Origin of the sequence: Oceanipulchritudo coccoides (assembly GCF_010500615.1) — a bacterium.
GTDB lineage: Bacteria > Verrucomicrobiota > Verrucomicrobiia > Opitutales > Oceanipulchritudinaceae > Oceanipulchritudo > Oceanipulchritudo coccoides.
Genome location: NZ_JAAGNX010000001.1, coordinates 1,122,785 through 1,138,401 on the forward strand (window position 1 = coordinate 1,122,785; position 15,617 = coordinate 1,138,401).

Consider the following 15,617-nt stretch of genomic DNA (forward strand, 5'->3'; position numbering starts at 1 on the left):
GGTACGGGGTTAGCACCGGCAAATGGTATCACCAATAGTAAATGTTTAGATCACAGTTTAGTTTTTCCAGACTCATCGAATTCGGCCAAAATCTTAATTTTTCGATAGAAGGAAAGTAGGATTTTCAGTGTAGCTAATGGATTCTTTGTAAGCCTGTTTATTTGTTTGATGTTTTCGAAGCCCATAAGCCGACTCAGCTTATCTGTTGATTTCACTGCAAAATCTAGCTGTTCTTTAGATAGTTTCAGCGACTCTCTTTTTGCTTCGAGCTTCATCATTTTTCGCTCGTGCATACCTTCATATATTTCCTTGTAGAGTGAATTCAATTCAGAAGCAGAACCGACAAAGCAACTGACAATTCTCTTGATTTGAGTTGCTACGACGAGAATGACACCTAACTCGATCCATCCAGGAGAGGCATACTGGATGGTTATCACTGAAGGTCTCTCCTTCGCCGGAACAATGTATTTTAAGTTCTGATAGAAGTTAAGAGAACTAAACCCTCCTTTCCATGGATGAGCTGAATATGTGATTACCAGTCTGTCGTCTAGATCGTCGAACGTTTCAATCGGGCGTAGAAAGCTATACATGAATGAGTAAGCATCAATGTATGTGCGCGGGAGGATGTAGAGATCTTCTAAGCTCCATTCGCCATCCATAAGTATCTTATAGCATTCTGTTTTCACTTCCTTCTCTACCTGCCTGTTAGTTAGTTAACTGGTGACATTGTCCACTCTTCGGAAACACGAATATTTCCGTTTTGTGGGAATGCAATGGTTTTCTAAATTGTAAAAACCCTCAACCTGGCGTTTTAGCGCCCGATTTGGGAAAACTCGGACCCTGTTATGTGAACAAAACCCGGTTTTTAAAAACCGGACACGGAAAAGTCGGGGACTGCCGGGAAATGCGGGGAATGAAATCGCGTACTGAAAAACAGTACAAAAACAGTACAATAGCCGATTTTTTGAAAGGTACCCGATCCGGCGCGAGGCCACTGTTTTAAAGTGGCACGCGGCAAGGGAGTCGAACCCCTAACCTCCTGATCCGTAGTCAGGTGCTCTATCCAATTGAGCTAGCCGCGCACGGTTGGGAAAGGGGAGATGACACGGAGAATTCGGGATGGGGCAAGTATTTTCGGAAAAAATTTCCCGAATTGTCCGATGTCTGGAAATGGGCGGGAATCAGGCCCCCAATTGGGCCTTCACGTGGTCGACAACCGCGCAGTGCTCATGCTGGGGACTGAAGAGGATCACCTCGGAATCGGCGGTGATCCGGATGGTGTGTCCAGGGGGCCAGTAGAAGAGGTCGCCGGTGCCGACCGTTTCCTCGCTGCCATCGGCGTAGGTGACAACGATCTCGCCGGCGATCAGGTAGCCCCAGTGCGGGGAGTGGCAGAGGTCATTGTCCAGACCCTTGAGGAGGGGGGCGAAGTCCACACCCGCGTTGAGGGAGAAGTATTCACCCGCCATGTTGCCATAATCGGAGGCGTCTCCAAAGTTGAATTCCTGCCGGGCAGTTGCTCCCGGAACGCTGATTTTGACGGGGACGTCGTTCTTGTTGATCCGCATGATGATTCCTTTCTTTTTGGGGTTTTCTACGCGGGTTCACCGTTACCGCATGTCATACCTTGTCGGCTGGCTTCGGGCGTCGCAAGTCAGAATTAATGACTGCTATTAGGCGTGCTTATTCAGGTGGGCATGAGGCCCGCTTCAGGTAATGGGCGTGCCTGAATTCAGGCAGAGTGGGGGATTGAGTGCCTTTTTTACTGAATCAGGCTGGGGGTTGATGGAGAATGATCGACAAGCCACTGGCGAATGGGGGGAACGCGTTGCGGAGCGGTATTTACGGAAGCGTGAAGGGATGCGTTTTCTGGAGCGGCGCTGGATTCATGAACACGGGGAGCTGGACCTGGTAATGCGGCGGGAGACGGTGATGGTGTTTGTGGAGGTACGGGTACGGACCGGGGAGGCGAATGCCTTGGCGGCGTACCAGAGCATTGGGCGTCACAAGTGGCGGGTGCTGAGGCGGACGGCTTTGGCGTATTTGCGGCAGTGTCGGTGGCGTCCGGAGGCGGTACGGTTTGACGTGGTGGGGATCCGGCGGACTGGGGCGGGGAAGTTTCAGGACCTGACGCACTGGGAGAACGTGGGGACCTTCGGACCGAGGTTCCGATTCTGAGAATTCTCGCACAAAGGCACAAAGAAACAAAGGCACAAAGGGAGGTTGTGAAAGTGGAGGTAATTTTGAATGAGAATGAGATTGGGAAGATTGTTGTGGATGCGGCTGTAAAGCTTCATATGGCGACGGGACCGGGATTGTTTGAAAGCGTTTACGAGGTTCTTCTGAGTCAAATGCTTGCAGAGCGTGGGCTTAGGATTGAACGGCAGGTCATTATCCCGATTCAGCTTGATGGGCTCTTCTTTAAGGAAGGCTTCAGGGCGGACATTATTGTGGAAAAAAAGGTGATCATTGAATTGAAGTCTGTAGAAAAAACATGTCCCGCCCACAACAAGCAGCTACTCACCTATTTAAAATTATCAGGAGTTAAACTTGGATTCCTTCTGAACTTCGGAGAACCCCGAATGAAAGACGGAATAACCCGCCTCATTAACGGGAGTCTTTAACTTAAAAAAAATCTTGGTGCCTTTGTCTCTTTGTGCCTTTGTGCGAGATTGATCAAATTCCTTGCGTGAACAGTCGGAATGCCGGAGAAATAGGACATTAATGGTAAGTTATGCAAGAAGCTGAAGAACGACATCCTTTTCTGGAGGGCCTGAGCCGGCACCGCGGGGCCGCACCGACCATTCTCGTAATCTTCGGGGCCTCCGGCGACCTGACCGCGCGCAAGCTGATCCCGGCGCTGTTCAACCTCGGTCTGGACAGCCTGCTGCCGTCGGACTTCCATCTGATCGGTTTTGGCCGTAAGCCGATCGAGGATGAGGCATTCCGGAAAATCGCCCGGGAATCCATCGAGGAGTTCTCGCGTCGCCCGATGGATGAAGAGCTCTGGGGTGACATTGAACCAGGAATTCATTACCATTCCGGCGGGTACGATGAGGCTGAGGTGTATCGCTCCCTTGAGAAGAAAATAAAGGGCATTGAAAGCTCGGCTGGCCGGGAAATGCAGCTCGTATTCTATATCTCGACCCCGCCCACCGTTTTTGAACCGATTATCGAAAACCTTGGCGCCAGCGGCCTCTCGACCCATCTGGTCGATGGCAAACCGGGGGCCAAGGTCATCATTGAAAAGCCCTTTGGCCGGGATCTGGAATCGGCCCGGAGGCTGAATCAAGTGATCGGGAGGAATTTTGACGAATCCCAGGTGTATCGGATCGACCACTACCTTGGGAAGGAGACCGTCCAGAACCTCCTCGTGGCGCGCTTTGCCAACGCCATTTTTGAGCCTATCTGGAACCGGGAGTTTGTGGACTGCGTGCAGATCACGGTAGCTGAGTCGGTCGGGGTAGGGAGCCGTGGCGGTTATTATGACGAAAGCGGTGCCTTGCGGGACATGATCCAGAATCACACCATGCAGCTCCTGTCACTCATTGCCATGGAGCCACCAGTTTCGCTGGATCCCGAGTCGATTCGTGACGAAAAGGTGAAGGTCCTGAAGGGGATCCAACCCCTTGCGCTGGATCCGGCCGACAAGGCGGATGTCGTTCGGGCCCGCTATACGGAAGGCCTGATGAGCGGAAAACAAGTCCCCGGGTACCTGCAGGAGAAAAATATCCCGGGTGATTCCTCGACGGAGACGTATGCCGCGATGCGTTTGATGATCAACAACTGGCGTTGGAAAGGCGTTCCCTTTTATCTCCGCTCGGGCAAGCGATTGGCCCGGCGCGTATCGGAGATTGCGATACAATTCAAGCGACCGCCCGGTATCCTGTTTTCTGAGAGCAAAAAGTATGACGTGGCCCACAACACGCTCGTCATCCAGGTCCAACCGGACGAGGGAATGACCCTGCTCACGAATTCCAAGGTGCCCGGACTGGAAACCCGCACCCAGCCGGTGAAAATGCACTTCCGTTATGCGGCAACCTTTGGTTCCAACACCCCCGAAGCTTATGAGCGGCTGATCCTCGATGCAATGATTGGTGACAGTACCCTGTTTATCCGCGGGGATGAGACAGAGGCGTCGTGGAAGCTGATGACTCCCGTCCTCGAGTCATGGAAGAGCCTCGGACAGCATGGCCTTGGGGCGTATGCCGCGGGTTCATGGGGCCCTGCTGAGGCAGAGCGCCTCCTGGGAATGCACGGCCACGAATGGCGTCAAACGGGAATATAAGCTGCCATGAAACGCTTGATCGACACATTGCCCGGAGTCTTCATGTCAGTGGATGAGGTGACAGATACCCTCAGCCACATGTGGGATACCGAGGCTGGGGCGGAGGGTGGTCGAATGGACTTCCGGGCCTCCCAGATGAATCTGATCCTGCATTTCGGCCTCGAAACCAGTGCCGCGGAAGCCCTTGAGCAGTTCAACACCGCAATTGTTTTCGCCCAGAAATATCCCTGCCGCCTGGTCGTCCTTTGCCCCTATTCGGAGAGTGACAGCGAGGTCAAGTTCGAGGGAAAGCTCTTTAGCCAGTGTTACATTGGCAAGCACCTGCGGGATGTATGTTGCTGTGAGGCCCTGATTCTGGGCTATTCTCCCGAGCAGTCGGATTTTCTGGAAAACCAGGTCTCGATCTGGCTTGAATCAGATTTGCCGATTTACCACTGGCTGCACCGCGTACCGGCAGAGCGTATTTCCAAACATTACCTTGGCTTTTTTAAACGTTGCCGGCGGGTTCTCTATGACGGAAGTGTCGAGGGGGATGTCTATGACTTGATTGAATGGCCTGATCCGGACCGCGTGATCGACCTTACCAAGGCTCGGTCCCTGCCTCTCCGGCAGCATTTGGGGCAGTTTATCAGCCGCTTTTCCCCGTCAGAGCTGGTCGACGGTCTCCAAACATTGAATTTTCGCTACAGCAAGAGCATGCGCCGAATGGCCATGCAGCTCATGGGCTGGCACAAGACCGCGCTTTCCAAGTGCTTCGACCGTCCTGCTGATATTGATTCAGTCATTTTATCATTGGAACCGCTTTCCGCGGATGACCATGACTGCTGCCTGCGAATCGATTGGCAGTTTGCCGATGCGGAAAAGACCCTCAAACTCGACTACAACCGGTCCCGCAAATCTGGAATCATCCGGACAAACCTTTCCTCCGGCCAACTGGAGCATCCCCTGCACGTGGAGCCACTTTCCGCGGAAGCCGTCCTTGGGGAAGCCCTTTTCTTCGGCTAAACAATTTCCATGAGACACGAGAACACACCCTACGGTCGCCTTTGCATCGGCTCACTGCCAGAGCTTTACACACGCCTGGTCGATCATTTTGAAACGACCGCCGGCTCATCCGGGGATGCCTTCACGGTTGGTTTGACCGGAGGCTCCACGCCGAAGGCATTTTACGAATGGGCGGTTGCCAGCAAGGCCCTGAGCGATGTTGTTCGGCGCCATGCTGTCTGGTCAGTGAGCGATGAGCGGATGGTCCCACTGAGCGACTCCGAGAGCAATTTCGGGACGGCTGACCGGCAGTGGCTTACTCCAATGGGCGTGGCCCCCGAGCGCAAGTTTCCCTGGCCGGTAATGGTCGATCCGCACAGTGCCGCCGCGGCCTTCCAGATGCGCTGGCAGGAACGATTCGGCAGTGAGCGCGCCTTTGATTTGTGCCTCCTTGGGATGGGGGATGACGGACACACCGCATCAATCTTTCCCGGCAGTCCCTTGCTCATCGTCGATTCGGGCGACTATTTCGCCCCGGTGGATGTGCCCGGCAAGGGCTGGCGGCTCAGCATCACGCCAGATGGATTGGCTGCCTGCGGCAAAATTGTTGTCATGGTGACCGGTGCTGCCAAAGCGGAGCGCCTGAAGGCAGTCCTTGAGGGCCCGGAGGGTGTTTATCCCGTGCAGCTACTTTCTCGCTTTTCGGAAAAAGTTGAGTGGCTGGTGGACGAGTTGGCCATGGCCTGAATAGGCCTTTTTCCCGCTTTGGGACAATAACCCACCTAGACTGGGACGTTTTTCCATAGGCAAATCCATGGAATTTCGGGTATGATCCGGGAAAGCCCAAACGCTTTTTTAAGGACTTGAAGCAATAAGCTCCTGAAAGTATTCTTCGAGTCAGCATCCCAATCATTCTTATAAACCCAAACTCCAAAACTATATGAAAAGATTGCTCATAACCCTTATGGCGGGATCCGTTGTGGGATCTCTGGCTTTTGCCCAAGATTCTGATACGACTGAGAACGGCGAAGAAGCTGTTTTTGAACTGAATCCCTTTATTGTCGAATCCAGTGGTGACAGCGGTTATCTGGCCACAAGTACCCTGGCCGGGACCCGCATCAACACGGAACTGAAAGACGTTGGCGCCTCGGTTTCCATTTACACTGAGGAGTTCCTCAAGGATATCGATGCAACGAAAATCGAGGACATCCTGACTTACACGACTTCTGGTGAAGGCGGTGGCTCCGAGGGTAACTTCGGCGGCTTCACTGGTGAATCCAGCGATGAAGTGCGCGGGAACCCATCCGGTGTGAACCGGTTCCGGGCGCTTGCTCCAGCCACGCGGACGCGCGACTACTTCGAATCGACCATTCCTTCCGACGGCTACAACTTTGGCCGGGTGACGGTCAGCCGTGGTCCCAATGCCATTCTTGGAGGAACAGGATCTGCCGGGGGTATCGTCAATGTGACGCTGAAGCGCGCTGTCTTCAATGACACTAACCAGATCAAGTTCCAGTATGGAGAGCACGGTACACGCCGCGGTGAGATACATCTTAACCGGGTCCTGATTGATGACGTCCTGGCCTTCCGCGTGGATGCCCTGGCCGAAGATGAGGAATTCCGGCAGGAGCCTGCGTACAACGAGGATCGGCGTGTGTATGCCGCCGCAACTTGGAGAGTGCGTAAAGCCAAACCAAACGCCTTCTTTGGCAGAACCACAATCCGGGCGAACGTGGAAGTGGGAAGTATTGAAGGTGTTCCGCAAAACATGCTTCCTCCTCCCTTAAGCGTTGACTCCTGGTTTGAAGGAATTGATCCCCGCGACGGTGAGCCATGGGCGTTTCCGAAATGGACTTATCCGGGAGTGGTGAACCAGGCTTATGACAGCAATGGATATCAGCTTGGCAATGGCACCAAAGTCACCCCGAACAACAGCATCGTCCAGAATTTCCCCCTTTATCGCCAGTGGGGCCTGATTTTCTCGGATCCGAATTCCCCCGAGGCCTCCGTGGGCCTTTCGGGTGAGTTTGCCGGGGTTCAGGGCATCCAATCGGTCATTCCAGGTAAACTCGGCTGGTTCCGAAGTTCCGGTGACCTGAACCGATTCCGTGTCCTCCAACAAGGATATTATACCACGCGTTTGCAGAACCGTGAGGTTTTCGATTACTACAAAAACCTGATTACTGGCGGGCTGGACTTCCGCGAGCAGAGCTTTGATGCCGTCAATGTTCGCTTGGACCAGCTCCTGATGGGCGGCAAGGCCGGTTTCGAAATTGCCTACGACAAGCAGGACTTTTCCCGGTCTCGTGATTTCCCAATCTCTGGCTGGGATAACTTCATCGCCATCGACACGACGGAATTCCTTCCTGTTCGTACAGATGCCTACAACACAGGCGGCCCCCTGGCGGATCAATTGATTCCAAACCCGAATTTCGGGCGGCCCTTTATTGTGACCCGCGACGTCTTCCGTGACCAGAGCAACACGAACCTCTTCGAATCCTTCCAAGCCAATGCCTTTATCCGGCATGATTTCAGTAATTCGGATTCAAGCATCGTGAAGTGGCTGGGCCGTCACACCTTGAACGGTCTCTTCTTCAAGTCCACCCAGAGGAACATGAACCGGACTTTCCGAAGCTCATGGTCCCCGCAGAGTGAACTCAATTTGACCGATTCCCTGGCACAACCTCCCGGTGTTTTCGGGACCCAGGTAAACGGTCTCTTCTATCTGGGTGGATCCCAAGTTGGAGCACGGACTGTGGATGATCTACGGCTTCAGCCAATCACGGCAAACCGGCCTGCTTTCGACGAAAGTTATACGCTGCGTATTTTCGATACGGATAATCCGAGTGATCCGGACGATTTCTCGGGCTTTACCACCGGTACAGCAACCGCGCTACGCGTCTTTGATGATTCGACCCGTGACGAAAAGGAGGAACTTGAGTCTAAGGCCATTTTCCTGAACAGCCACTGGCTAAAGGATTATGTCATCACAATCGTCGGTTTGCGCCGGGATAATTCGGACACCTTTACCTCGGTGAATCCGGAGCGCGATCTCGCGACCGGGCAGCTGGATGTGAAGGGCTTCGATCTCCGGCCCGCTTCCTCACAGCAGAAGGACTCATGGTCATACAGTGTTGTGGCTGAGTTTCCGGAAAGATACCTCTTCGATCTTCCATTTGATTCAGACCTCCGCGTCTTCTGGAATTATTCTGAGAATTTTGACCCCGTTGGTCAGCGCCGGAATGTCTACAATGAAGAGGTGGGATCGCCCGAAGCGGAAACCGAGGAATTCGGGTTCTCTCTCACCATGTTTGACGGGAAGCTGGATCTCCGCGTGACCAAGTTTGAGACAAAGGTCATCAATGCCGGTATCGGCGGGATCAAGAATCCCTACCAGTACATAAATGCCATGATCAACCGTATGGTCGGGGCAGACCTGGATGGCTTTAATCCACAGGATCCTGCCTTCGATCCGAACGATCCCGATGGCCTGGAGTGGTCGAATGGTCCGAATTCCTACCAGTCCTTCGAAGAGGTTGCCCGCGACTTCTATGCAGCTATTCCCGACCGTTTGCGTGACCGGATAGGACCGGAGTTCAATTTCAATCCGCGCTTCGTCACGGTTGACGGGCAGGTTAGCTGGGAAAGTGATGGGATCACCAACCTGTCTTCCCTTAGCGATGTAGTCTCGGAAGGCTATGAGATTGAAGTGGTTTACAATCCAACACGCAATTGGCGCATTGCCCTCAATGTTGCCCAGGCCGAAGCGGTCAGGGCCAATATTGCCGCTCTCGAACTCCAGTTTGTTGATGAGTTCTTCGCCAACGTGGATTCAATTCGTGATGGAGAATTGTACAACTTCGTGCGCAACCCTGGTTCCAGTTACGACCCCTGGCGGCAACAGTACCTGGGTGAAACGGTTTACGGCCTTCGCGCGGACGCTGCCCAGTCGGGTACGGCCACTCCGGAAATCCGTGAATGGCGGGCCAACATGGTCACCCGGTACGAATTCTCCGACGGGTTCCTTGATGGATTCAGAATTGGCGGTGCTATTCGCTGGCAGGACAAGGCTGCTCTCGGTTATCCGACGATCAGGGACGAGAACAACCAGCAGATTGCCGATCTCGCGAACCCATACTACAGCGACGATGACACCTTTGTTGATTTGTCTCTCGGTTATCGTCGGGACATCAAGGTCTTCGGCATGGATGTCACCTGGAACATCAACCTGAACGTGCGGAATATCTTCGCCGATGACGAGTTGGTTCCGGTCAAGATCAATCCCGACGGTTCGTATGGCACGGTTCGTGTCCCGCCCGAGCGGACTTGGAACCTGACCAACTCCTTCGTGTTCTAAGTTGAGGGCTATTCCCCCTCACTGGCATTTACATTCAATTGCCCACAGATGGACCCGGTTTTCGGACCGGGTCCTTTTTGTGTGGCGGTCTCGCTGGCGGTGCCGTCCAGCGTTAATTCCGGGCGGTTTCTTCCTCCTGCGAATCAATGCCCCCCTTTTTGCGGGCAAATGCGGATGGCGAGCATTTGTATTCATCCTTGAATACACGGCTGAAATAACCGGCATCGGAAAAGCCCACATCGTACGCAATTTCGGAGACGGGCTTGCCTCCCTCGGCAAGCCAGAGGGCGGCCCGGCGGAGCCGCTTTGTACGGATAAAGGCGGCCGGGCTCAGGTCGGTCAGGTTGCTGAACTTGCGATAGAAGGCACTACGGCTGAAGCCCATTTTTTCAGCGAGGGTATTCACGTCGAACTGCTCTTCCGACATGTGCTCCTCGACCAGTGTCTCGGTCTTTTCCACGAAGACCTTATCCTCTCCGGAAAGGCCTGCGAGGCGGTGATCATCGACAAACTGTTCGCGGACCCGTTCGCGAGAGCGCTTTTGTGTGGAAAGGAGATTCCGGATCTTCAGGCGGAGGATCTCCGGCGAGACAGGCTTTGTAATGAAATCGTCAGCACCGCTATTGAAGGCCTTGAGCCTGTGTTCTTCCGAGCGGAGGGCAGTCAACAGAATGACCGGAATGTGGGAGGTGTGGGGATCCTTCTTGAGAACACGACAGGTTTCAAAGCCGTCCTTCCCGGGCATGACAATGTCCGAGATAACAATATCGGGAATGAGTTCCTGTGCCTTGGCAAACCCTTCGTCACCGTTGGTCGCCATTTCGATTTGGAAGGCCCCTCTCAATTCTCCGCCAATAAATTCGCGCAGGTCGTGGTTGTCCTCAATGAGCAGGATGACACTTTGATCCTGTTCTGCAGTCACAGCAGGGGCGACGTGGTCCGACGATGAGACAGGTTGGGTGTTCAGGGCGTCTTGCGTTTTCTTCCTGCCGGGGAGCGGGAAGCTGATCTGGAAGCAGCTACCCGGGCGCTCCTTGTCATGCGGATTGACAGGACTGATCACGCTAACCGTACCATGGATGGCCGTCACGATCTCCTTGACGAAGGCCAGGCCGATACCAGAGCCCTCTTCAGTTTCATCCATGTCGGCACTCCGGTAAAACGGTTCGAAGATGGCCTCCTGCTCGGAAGTGGAAATCCCCGGTCCGTCATCTTCCACTTCAATTTGTCCCATGGGCGGCCCGTCCGGCGTTTCCACTTCGGCCACGCGCACCGTTATGCGCCCGCCGCGTGGGGTGTACTTGACCGAATTGTTGACCACGTTGTCGATGATCTTGTGGAACAATTCCTGATCGAAGGCAAAGACCAGTCCGGTCAAGTTAGTTTCCAGCTTCAGGGTGTGTTTCTTTTCAAGGGCCCAACCATCAAACACTGCAAGGCAGCTCCTGATGAACGGAACGAAGTCGCCCTCCTGCGGCTTGAACTCCAGTCTGTTGAGTTGGAACTTACGGAAGTCCAATAACTGATTGATGAGGAAAAGGAGGCGCTGGCTATTTGATTTGATAAGGGAGAGAAAGTGCTGGTGCCGGCTGTCGCTGATCTCGTTCTGAAGTCGCTCCACCGGCCCGAGAATCAGGCTCAAGGGGGTTTTTATTTCATGGGAAAGGTGGGTGAACACCCGCATTTTCACCTGCTCGATTTCAAGCATGTGCTTGACGCGTTGACGGATGAAGAAAACAACCACCGAGATAAGGAAAAGAATACCGGCCACCAGGGAAGCAACGAACCAGGCCTGTTGCCAGAGCGGAAGGACAACGGTGAACTCCGCCCGCAATGGAGTCGGATCAACGTTGAAGTCGCTGTCGCGGGATACGACTTCAATTACATGTTTGCCCCCTTTTAACTCATTGAGGGTCACTTCCGTGGATGCTGTGAACGGGGACCAATCCCCTCCATCCACACGATGAGAGAATTGCAGTTTGTTGGCTGGAGTTCTCGACCACGCATCCACACCCTTCCAGCTGAATTGGAGGCTGGTATTCCGTTGAAGTTCGGAAGGGGGTGTGATCCACAATGTATCAGGCGCCTGGTTGTCGGGGACATACTGTACTGTCCGGAATCCCCTTTTCTTGTCTTCCGCGTAGGGCTCCGTGCGTTGTCCGCGATAATACCAGTCGACATGGGTACGGTTAATCCAGATGGAACCATCCTTCCCTTGAACCACCCGGCCGGATCCGCGATGCAGCCCTTCCACAATTCCCATGAATGGGGCCCAGAGTTGTCCATCAAAGCGAAAGTGTCCTTCACGAGTCGTTGCAACCGGGTCTGTCCCATTCAGGGTTATGACAAAAGAGGTGAGGGAGCTTTCCAGCCCATCCGCTTCCGTGAATTGTTTCCACTCTCCATTGCTGAACCGGTAGATTCCCTGGGACCAGACCGCACACCAGAGGTCCCCGGCTGCATCGACGGCAATCTGGTCAATCCACTTTTGCCGAAGCTCGTCTGGAAGTTCCACAGGTGCTGCGCCGGATCGGGTATTTTGAAAAATTCCATTTTCGCTGCTGTAGACGCTTTCCCCATTTCCCCTGACAAGGCTCCAATTGCGGAATTGAAAAGGAGGGGACTGCAAGTGCTTGGAAACATAGGTTCCATCTTTCTGCCGGCTGATAACGACAATTCCGCCTTGGTAGTCGGGAAACTCTTCTTCCATCTGGGCACATCCCAGCCAGATATCGCCGTTGGGCTGTTTCAGGGCCGCCAAATGGGCAAATGACAGGGCGACCTCGGGAAAGCGATAAACTTCCCATTTCTGGCCATTGTAGACTGATATGACCGCTTCGCGCTGATCAGAACCGGCGAGAATCCAATCTCCGCTTGGGTGGACCAACAGCGTCCCTGGATGGGAAACGCCGGTTTCATCGGATGTATGAAAGATGCCATTCCGGGATTCCTGTGACAGCTGTACGACATCATTGTTTATGGAAATGAAGAGCTGGTCTCCTTCCAAGGTTTGATCCTGGAAATGCAGGCCATTGAAGGAGTATCCGCTAGTCTGACCATAATCGATCCGGACGTTCATGCCGCCTTCCTCGATTATGCTGACTGCACCGCTGGTATCCTGAACCATTGTCGAACGGGCACCCGGAAGCGGATATTCCGGACTGTGATACACTTTCCATTCTTCGTTTTTAAGGATGTGCAGGGAACCCCGGCTTGAAATCCAGATGGCCCCGTCAGGTGTCTCCAAAATCGAGAAGTCAAAGTTGTCCCCCCCAATACGGGAAAGGTTTACCGACTCCCATTCCCCTGTTTCGGGGTCATAGAAGCTGGCCGGCAAGTTGTGGTGATTATTGATCTGCCATATCCGGCCATCGCTGGCGCGCATCAGACTGGCGGCGAGAATCTCGTGCTGCATTCCCGGTTTCTTGAGAATCCAATCTCCCACGGGGGCAAGATTGCCTTCAACGAGCGGGCATTCCCAGACTTCGCCCCGGGGCAGGGTGGATATCCACAGGCTTTGCTTGTTGGGTCCTTCACAAACACTCATCACTGCGCTACGCCAAGGGGTGATCTCACACTCTGCTGTGGCTGGATCAAGCCGTGCCAACCCGCTTCTGAGGCCAATCCACAGGATTCCATCAGAGGTTTCGGCAATGTTATCCCGCACCCGGCGGTGAAGCCCTTCGTCCGCCACCTTTATCCAGGCTGATCCATCAAAGAGGTAAATTGCCCCGGTTGTCACCACGCAGTAATGGGCCCGGGAACTGATGAAAAAAGCACTGATGAACTGATCTTCAATATCTTCAGGGAGCGCTTCTTGTTGCCAAGTGCGTCCATCATAGAAGTGCAATTCGTTGGGACTGTAAATGGCCCCAAGTCTCCCGTCCGGGGTCATCGCGACAATTTCAAGCGCTTGCCCATCAAGGCCTTTGATTCGCTGCCAGCGCCAGGATTCCGTCAACGGATCCACGCGGTAGCTGTCGAGGCTGCGCACTTCGGTCCCGTTGAGCGGGCTCATGACAAAGCAACCAATAATTAAGGTGAGTTTCCGCCAGAGGGGGGTTGAGAATAGGGGCGAATTCGGGAAATTCATGGGGTGATAGGGGAGTCGTAAGACTGAATCAGCTAAGTTTTTGGTCAATTCAAATTCAGTCTCGTTCCGCTCACAATGCAGTCACGGGTTTGCGGACTGCAAAACAGGTAAAATGCTCCCTGTGGGACAAAATTCCAAGGGGTTAGGTACAAAATTACAGCCCGTTTTTCGAATTGATCTGATAAAATTCAGCTATCTGCAATGGATTTAGTCCTTGCACCCCTCATCGGCTTCAGCCGGTGACAGTTATCTCAACCCCATCGTCTAAAACCTCATTCACAAAATCCCATGACCTTGAATTCAAACTCACTCCTTCGCGGTCGCCTGACCTTGGCGGCCCTTTCCGTCCTTGCCGTTTCGATTCCCCTTCAAGCCAAGGTTGTCAGCCTGAACTTTGCTGAAAGTGTCGCTGATAACGATGCACAAAATATTGATATTGATGAAACCTATGGAGTAGGTGACCTATTCGGTATTCAGACAACCGTTGGCAACTGGAGCAACACCGGCGCCAATAGCCTCACCAGCCTCCAGGACAAGGACGGGGCAGCGACCGCTGTCAATTACACCGGTACGCAGCCGGCCGGCAAAGGCGCTTTTGGAGCCCCTTATGCCGACACTCCTCTCAACAGGGGATTTGTCGTCTACACAGGCACTGCCAACCCGGTCACCACCGCCTTCTCCGGCCTCAACACCACCTTCCCCACCGGCTACTACGCGGTGGTCTATCTGACAGGGTTCATAGGCAACACTGGCGCCTCGATCACCAACGGAACAGATACCTATTACTACCAGACCCCCAATCCTGCTTCGCTCCCGGATCCTCTTGTCCAGACGACCCAGACCACGGACTTGGGAGACGGTCTCAACCCCGAGGCACAATATGCGGTCTTTGGCAGTTCCGGCTCACCCTTGACCGCGGACGCCATCACCTTCACGATTGATGCGTTATACGGTGGCGGGGCTGGCGTGGGCGGTGTTCAATTGGTTGGCGTCAATGGAAATGTTGTCAGCCTCAACATCGTGTTAAACACACCAAATGCTCAAACCGTCATCGGGGACTTTGGCCTCGGTACGATATTCGGGGTTGATACAACGGTCGCCAACTGGACCAATAGCAACGCGTCCAGCAGGACAGACCTCAAGGACAGCGATGGCGTGGCCACAACCATTGATTACAGCGGGACCCAACCAAACGACAAGGCTACCTTTAACCCCGCCTATGATTTTACGCCACTGAAGGCGGGGTACGATGTATATTCAGCGGGTAGCGCCGTGTTGACAGCGACCTTCACGGATGTGGCGGAGAATTTCCCCAACGGCTACTACGCCATTGTCTACCTGACTGGTTACAACTCAAACGACGGAGCCGCGATCACGGTTGGATTTGACGACATCGCTATCGACAGCACTTTAGTCAACGGTAGCAACGAGTTCGTGATCGACTTCACTGCAACACCATCAAGCGATTACGAAGTGAAGAAATCAACTGTCCTGAGTGGTTTCAGCTCCCTTGCCTCCCAGCTCATCGTGACCACCGATGGAAGCGGGGTAGGGCAGGCCACCGTCCCGTCCAGTGAGTTGTCGGATCCGAAACAATTCTTCAATCTTGAGGACTCCACGGACATCTTCTATTACCGGAATATTGCCTCCCCGGTTGCTCCGGTCACTTTTGTCCAGACATCCCAGGCGACGGACCTCGGCGCTGACCTCAATCCGGAGGCGCAATACGCGATCTTTGGTAGCGACACTTCACCGTTGTTCGCCGATTCCATCACCTTCACCTTAACGGCCCTCTATGGAGGAGGAGCCGGTCTTGGCGGAGTACAGTTGGTTGGGCTGCCGGATCCTGGGCCTTAAGACTTTATTCTCTTTAAATTCCACCTTAGTTATTAATC

At 53.7% G+C, this 15,617-nt stretch carries 10 protein-coding genes and 1 tRNA gene; 7 read left to right on the top strand and 4 right to left on the bottom strand.

Annotated features, from left to right (window positions below):
- Positions 1–50: 50 nt before the first annotated feature.
- The 3 genes from G0Q06_RS04280 to G0Q06_RS04290 form a co-directional block, all read right to left on the bottom strand.
- Complete coding sequence (locus G0Q06_RS04280) at positions 51–659, bottom strand: hypothetical protein (RefSeq protein ID WP_238710257.1); 609 nt, start codon at positions 657–659, stop codon at positions 51–53.
- 346 nt (positions 660–1,005) lie between these two features.
- Positions 1,006–1,082 (bottom strand) — tRNA-Arg (locus G0Q06_RS04285).
- Positions 1,083–1,181: 99 nt separating this feature from the next.
- The gene (locus G0Q06_RS04290) at positions 1,182–1,568 is read right to left on the bottom strand and encodes a cupin domain-containing protein (protein WP_163962796.1); all 387 of its coding nucleotides are present in this window, start codon (positions 1,566–1,568) and stop codon (positions 1,182–1,184) included.
- 217 nt (positions 1,569–1,785) lie between these two features.
- On the opposite strand from G0Q06_RS04290, the gene G0Q06_RS04295 reads away from it, so the two are divergent.
- From G0Q06_RS04295 to G0Q06_RS04320, 6 genes are all read left to right on the top strand, one after another.
- A complete protein-coding gene (locus G0Q06_RS04295; RefSeq protein WP_238710258.1) occupies positions 1,786–2,178 on the top strand; it encodes a YraN family protein in 393 nt (130 codons plus the stop codon).
- A gap of 65 nt (positions 2,179–2,243) precedes the next feature.
- The gene (locus G0Q06_RS04300; protein ID WP_163963332.1) at positions 2,244–2,624 is read left to right on the top strand and encodes a GxxExxY protein; all 381 of its coding nucleotides are present in this window, start codon (positions 2,244–2,246) and stop codon (positions 2,622–2,624) included.
- 110 nt (positions 2,625–2,734) lie between these two features.
- Complete coding sequence (zwf, locus tag G0Q06_RS04305) at positions 2,735–4,288, top strand: glucose-6-phosphate dehydrogenase (protein WP_163962800.1); 1,554 nt, start codon at positions 2,735–2,737, stop codon at positions 4,286–4,288.
- A gap of 6 nt (positions 4,289–4,294) precedes the next feature.
- Positions 4,295–5,293: a glucose-6-phosphate dehydrogenase assembly protein OpcA gene (locus G0Q06_RS04310; protein ID WP_163962802.1), complete on the top strand. Its 999-nt coding sequence runs from the start codon at positions 4,295–4,297 to the stop codon at positions 5,291–5,293.
- Between the two features lie 9 nt (positions 5,294–5,302).
- Positions 5,303–6,019 carry a 6-phosphogluconolactonase gene (pgl, locus tag G0Q06_RS04315; RefSeq protein ID WP_163962804.1) on the top strand — a complete coding sequence of 239 codons (717 nt, stop codon included), beginning with the start codon at positions 5,303–5,305 and terminating at the stop codon, positions 6,017–6,019.
- Positions 6,020–6,212: 193 nt separating this feature from the next.
- Complete coding sequence (locus G0Q06_RS04320; protein ID WP_163962805.1) at positions 6,213–9,629, top strand: hypothetical protein; 3,417 nt, start codon at positions 6,213–6,215, stop codon at positions 9,627–9,629.
- 112 nt (positions 9,630–9,741) lie between these two features.
- Here the strand turns inward: G0Q06_RS04320 and G0Q06_RS04325 are convergent, their stop codons facing one another.
- The gene (locus G0Q06_RS04325; protein ID WP_163962808.1) at positions 9,742–13,647 is read right to left on the bottom strand and encodes a hybrid sensor histidine kinase/response regulator transcription factor; all 3,906 of its coding nucleotides are present in this window, start codon (positions 13,645–13,647) and stop codon (positions 9,742–9,744) included.
- Positions 13,648–14,010: 363 nt separating this feature from the next.
- On the opposite strand from G0Q06_RS04325, the gene G0Q06_RS04330 reads away from it, so the two are divergent.
- Entirely contained in the window at positions 14,011–15,579 is a 1,569-nt protein-coding gene (locus G0Q06_RS04330) for a hypothetical protein (protein ID WP_163962810.1), read from the top strand.
- Positions 15,580–15,617 lie beyond the last annotated feature (38 nt).

Excerpts from the sequence above, each read along its gene's own strand:
- G0Q06_RS04280 (WP_238710257.1), bottom strand. The coding sequence starts at position 659 with ATGGATGGCGAATGGAGCTTAGAAGATCTCTACATCCTCCCGCGCACA.
- G0Q06_RS04290 (WP_163962796.1), bottom strand. The coding sequence starts at position 1,568 with ATGCGGATCAACAAGAACGACGTCCCCGTCAAAATCAGCGTTCCGGGA.
- G0Q06_RS04295 (WP_238710258.1), top strand. The coding sequence starts at position 1,786 with ATGGAGAATGATCGACAAGCCACTGGCGAATGGGGGGAACGCGTTGCG.
- zwf (WP_163962800.1), top strand. The coding sequence starts at position 2,735 with ATGCAAGAAGCTGAAGAACGACATCCTTTTCTGGAGGGCCTGAGCCGG.
- G0Q06_RS04310 (WP_163962802.1), top strand. The coding sequence starts at position 4,295 with ATGAAACGCTTGATCGACACATTGCCCGGAGTCTTCATGTCAGTGGAT.
- pgl (WP_163962804.1), top strand. The coding sequence starts at position 5,303 with ATGAGACACGAGAACACACCCTACGGTCGCCTTTGCATCGGCTCACTG.
- G0Q06_RS04320 (WP_163962805.1), top strand. The coding sequence starts at position 6,213 with ATGAAAAGATTGCTCATAACCCTTATGGCGGGATCCGTTGTGGGATCT.
- G0Q06_RS04325 (WP_163962808.1), bottom strand. The coding sequence starts at position 13,647 with ATGAGCCCGCTCAACGGGACCGAAGTGCGCAGCCTCGACAGCTACCGC.
- G0Q06_RS04330 (WP_163962810.1), top strand. The coding sequence starts at position 14,011 with ATGACCTTGAATTCAAACTCACTCCTTCGCGGTCGCCTGACCTTGGCG.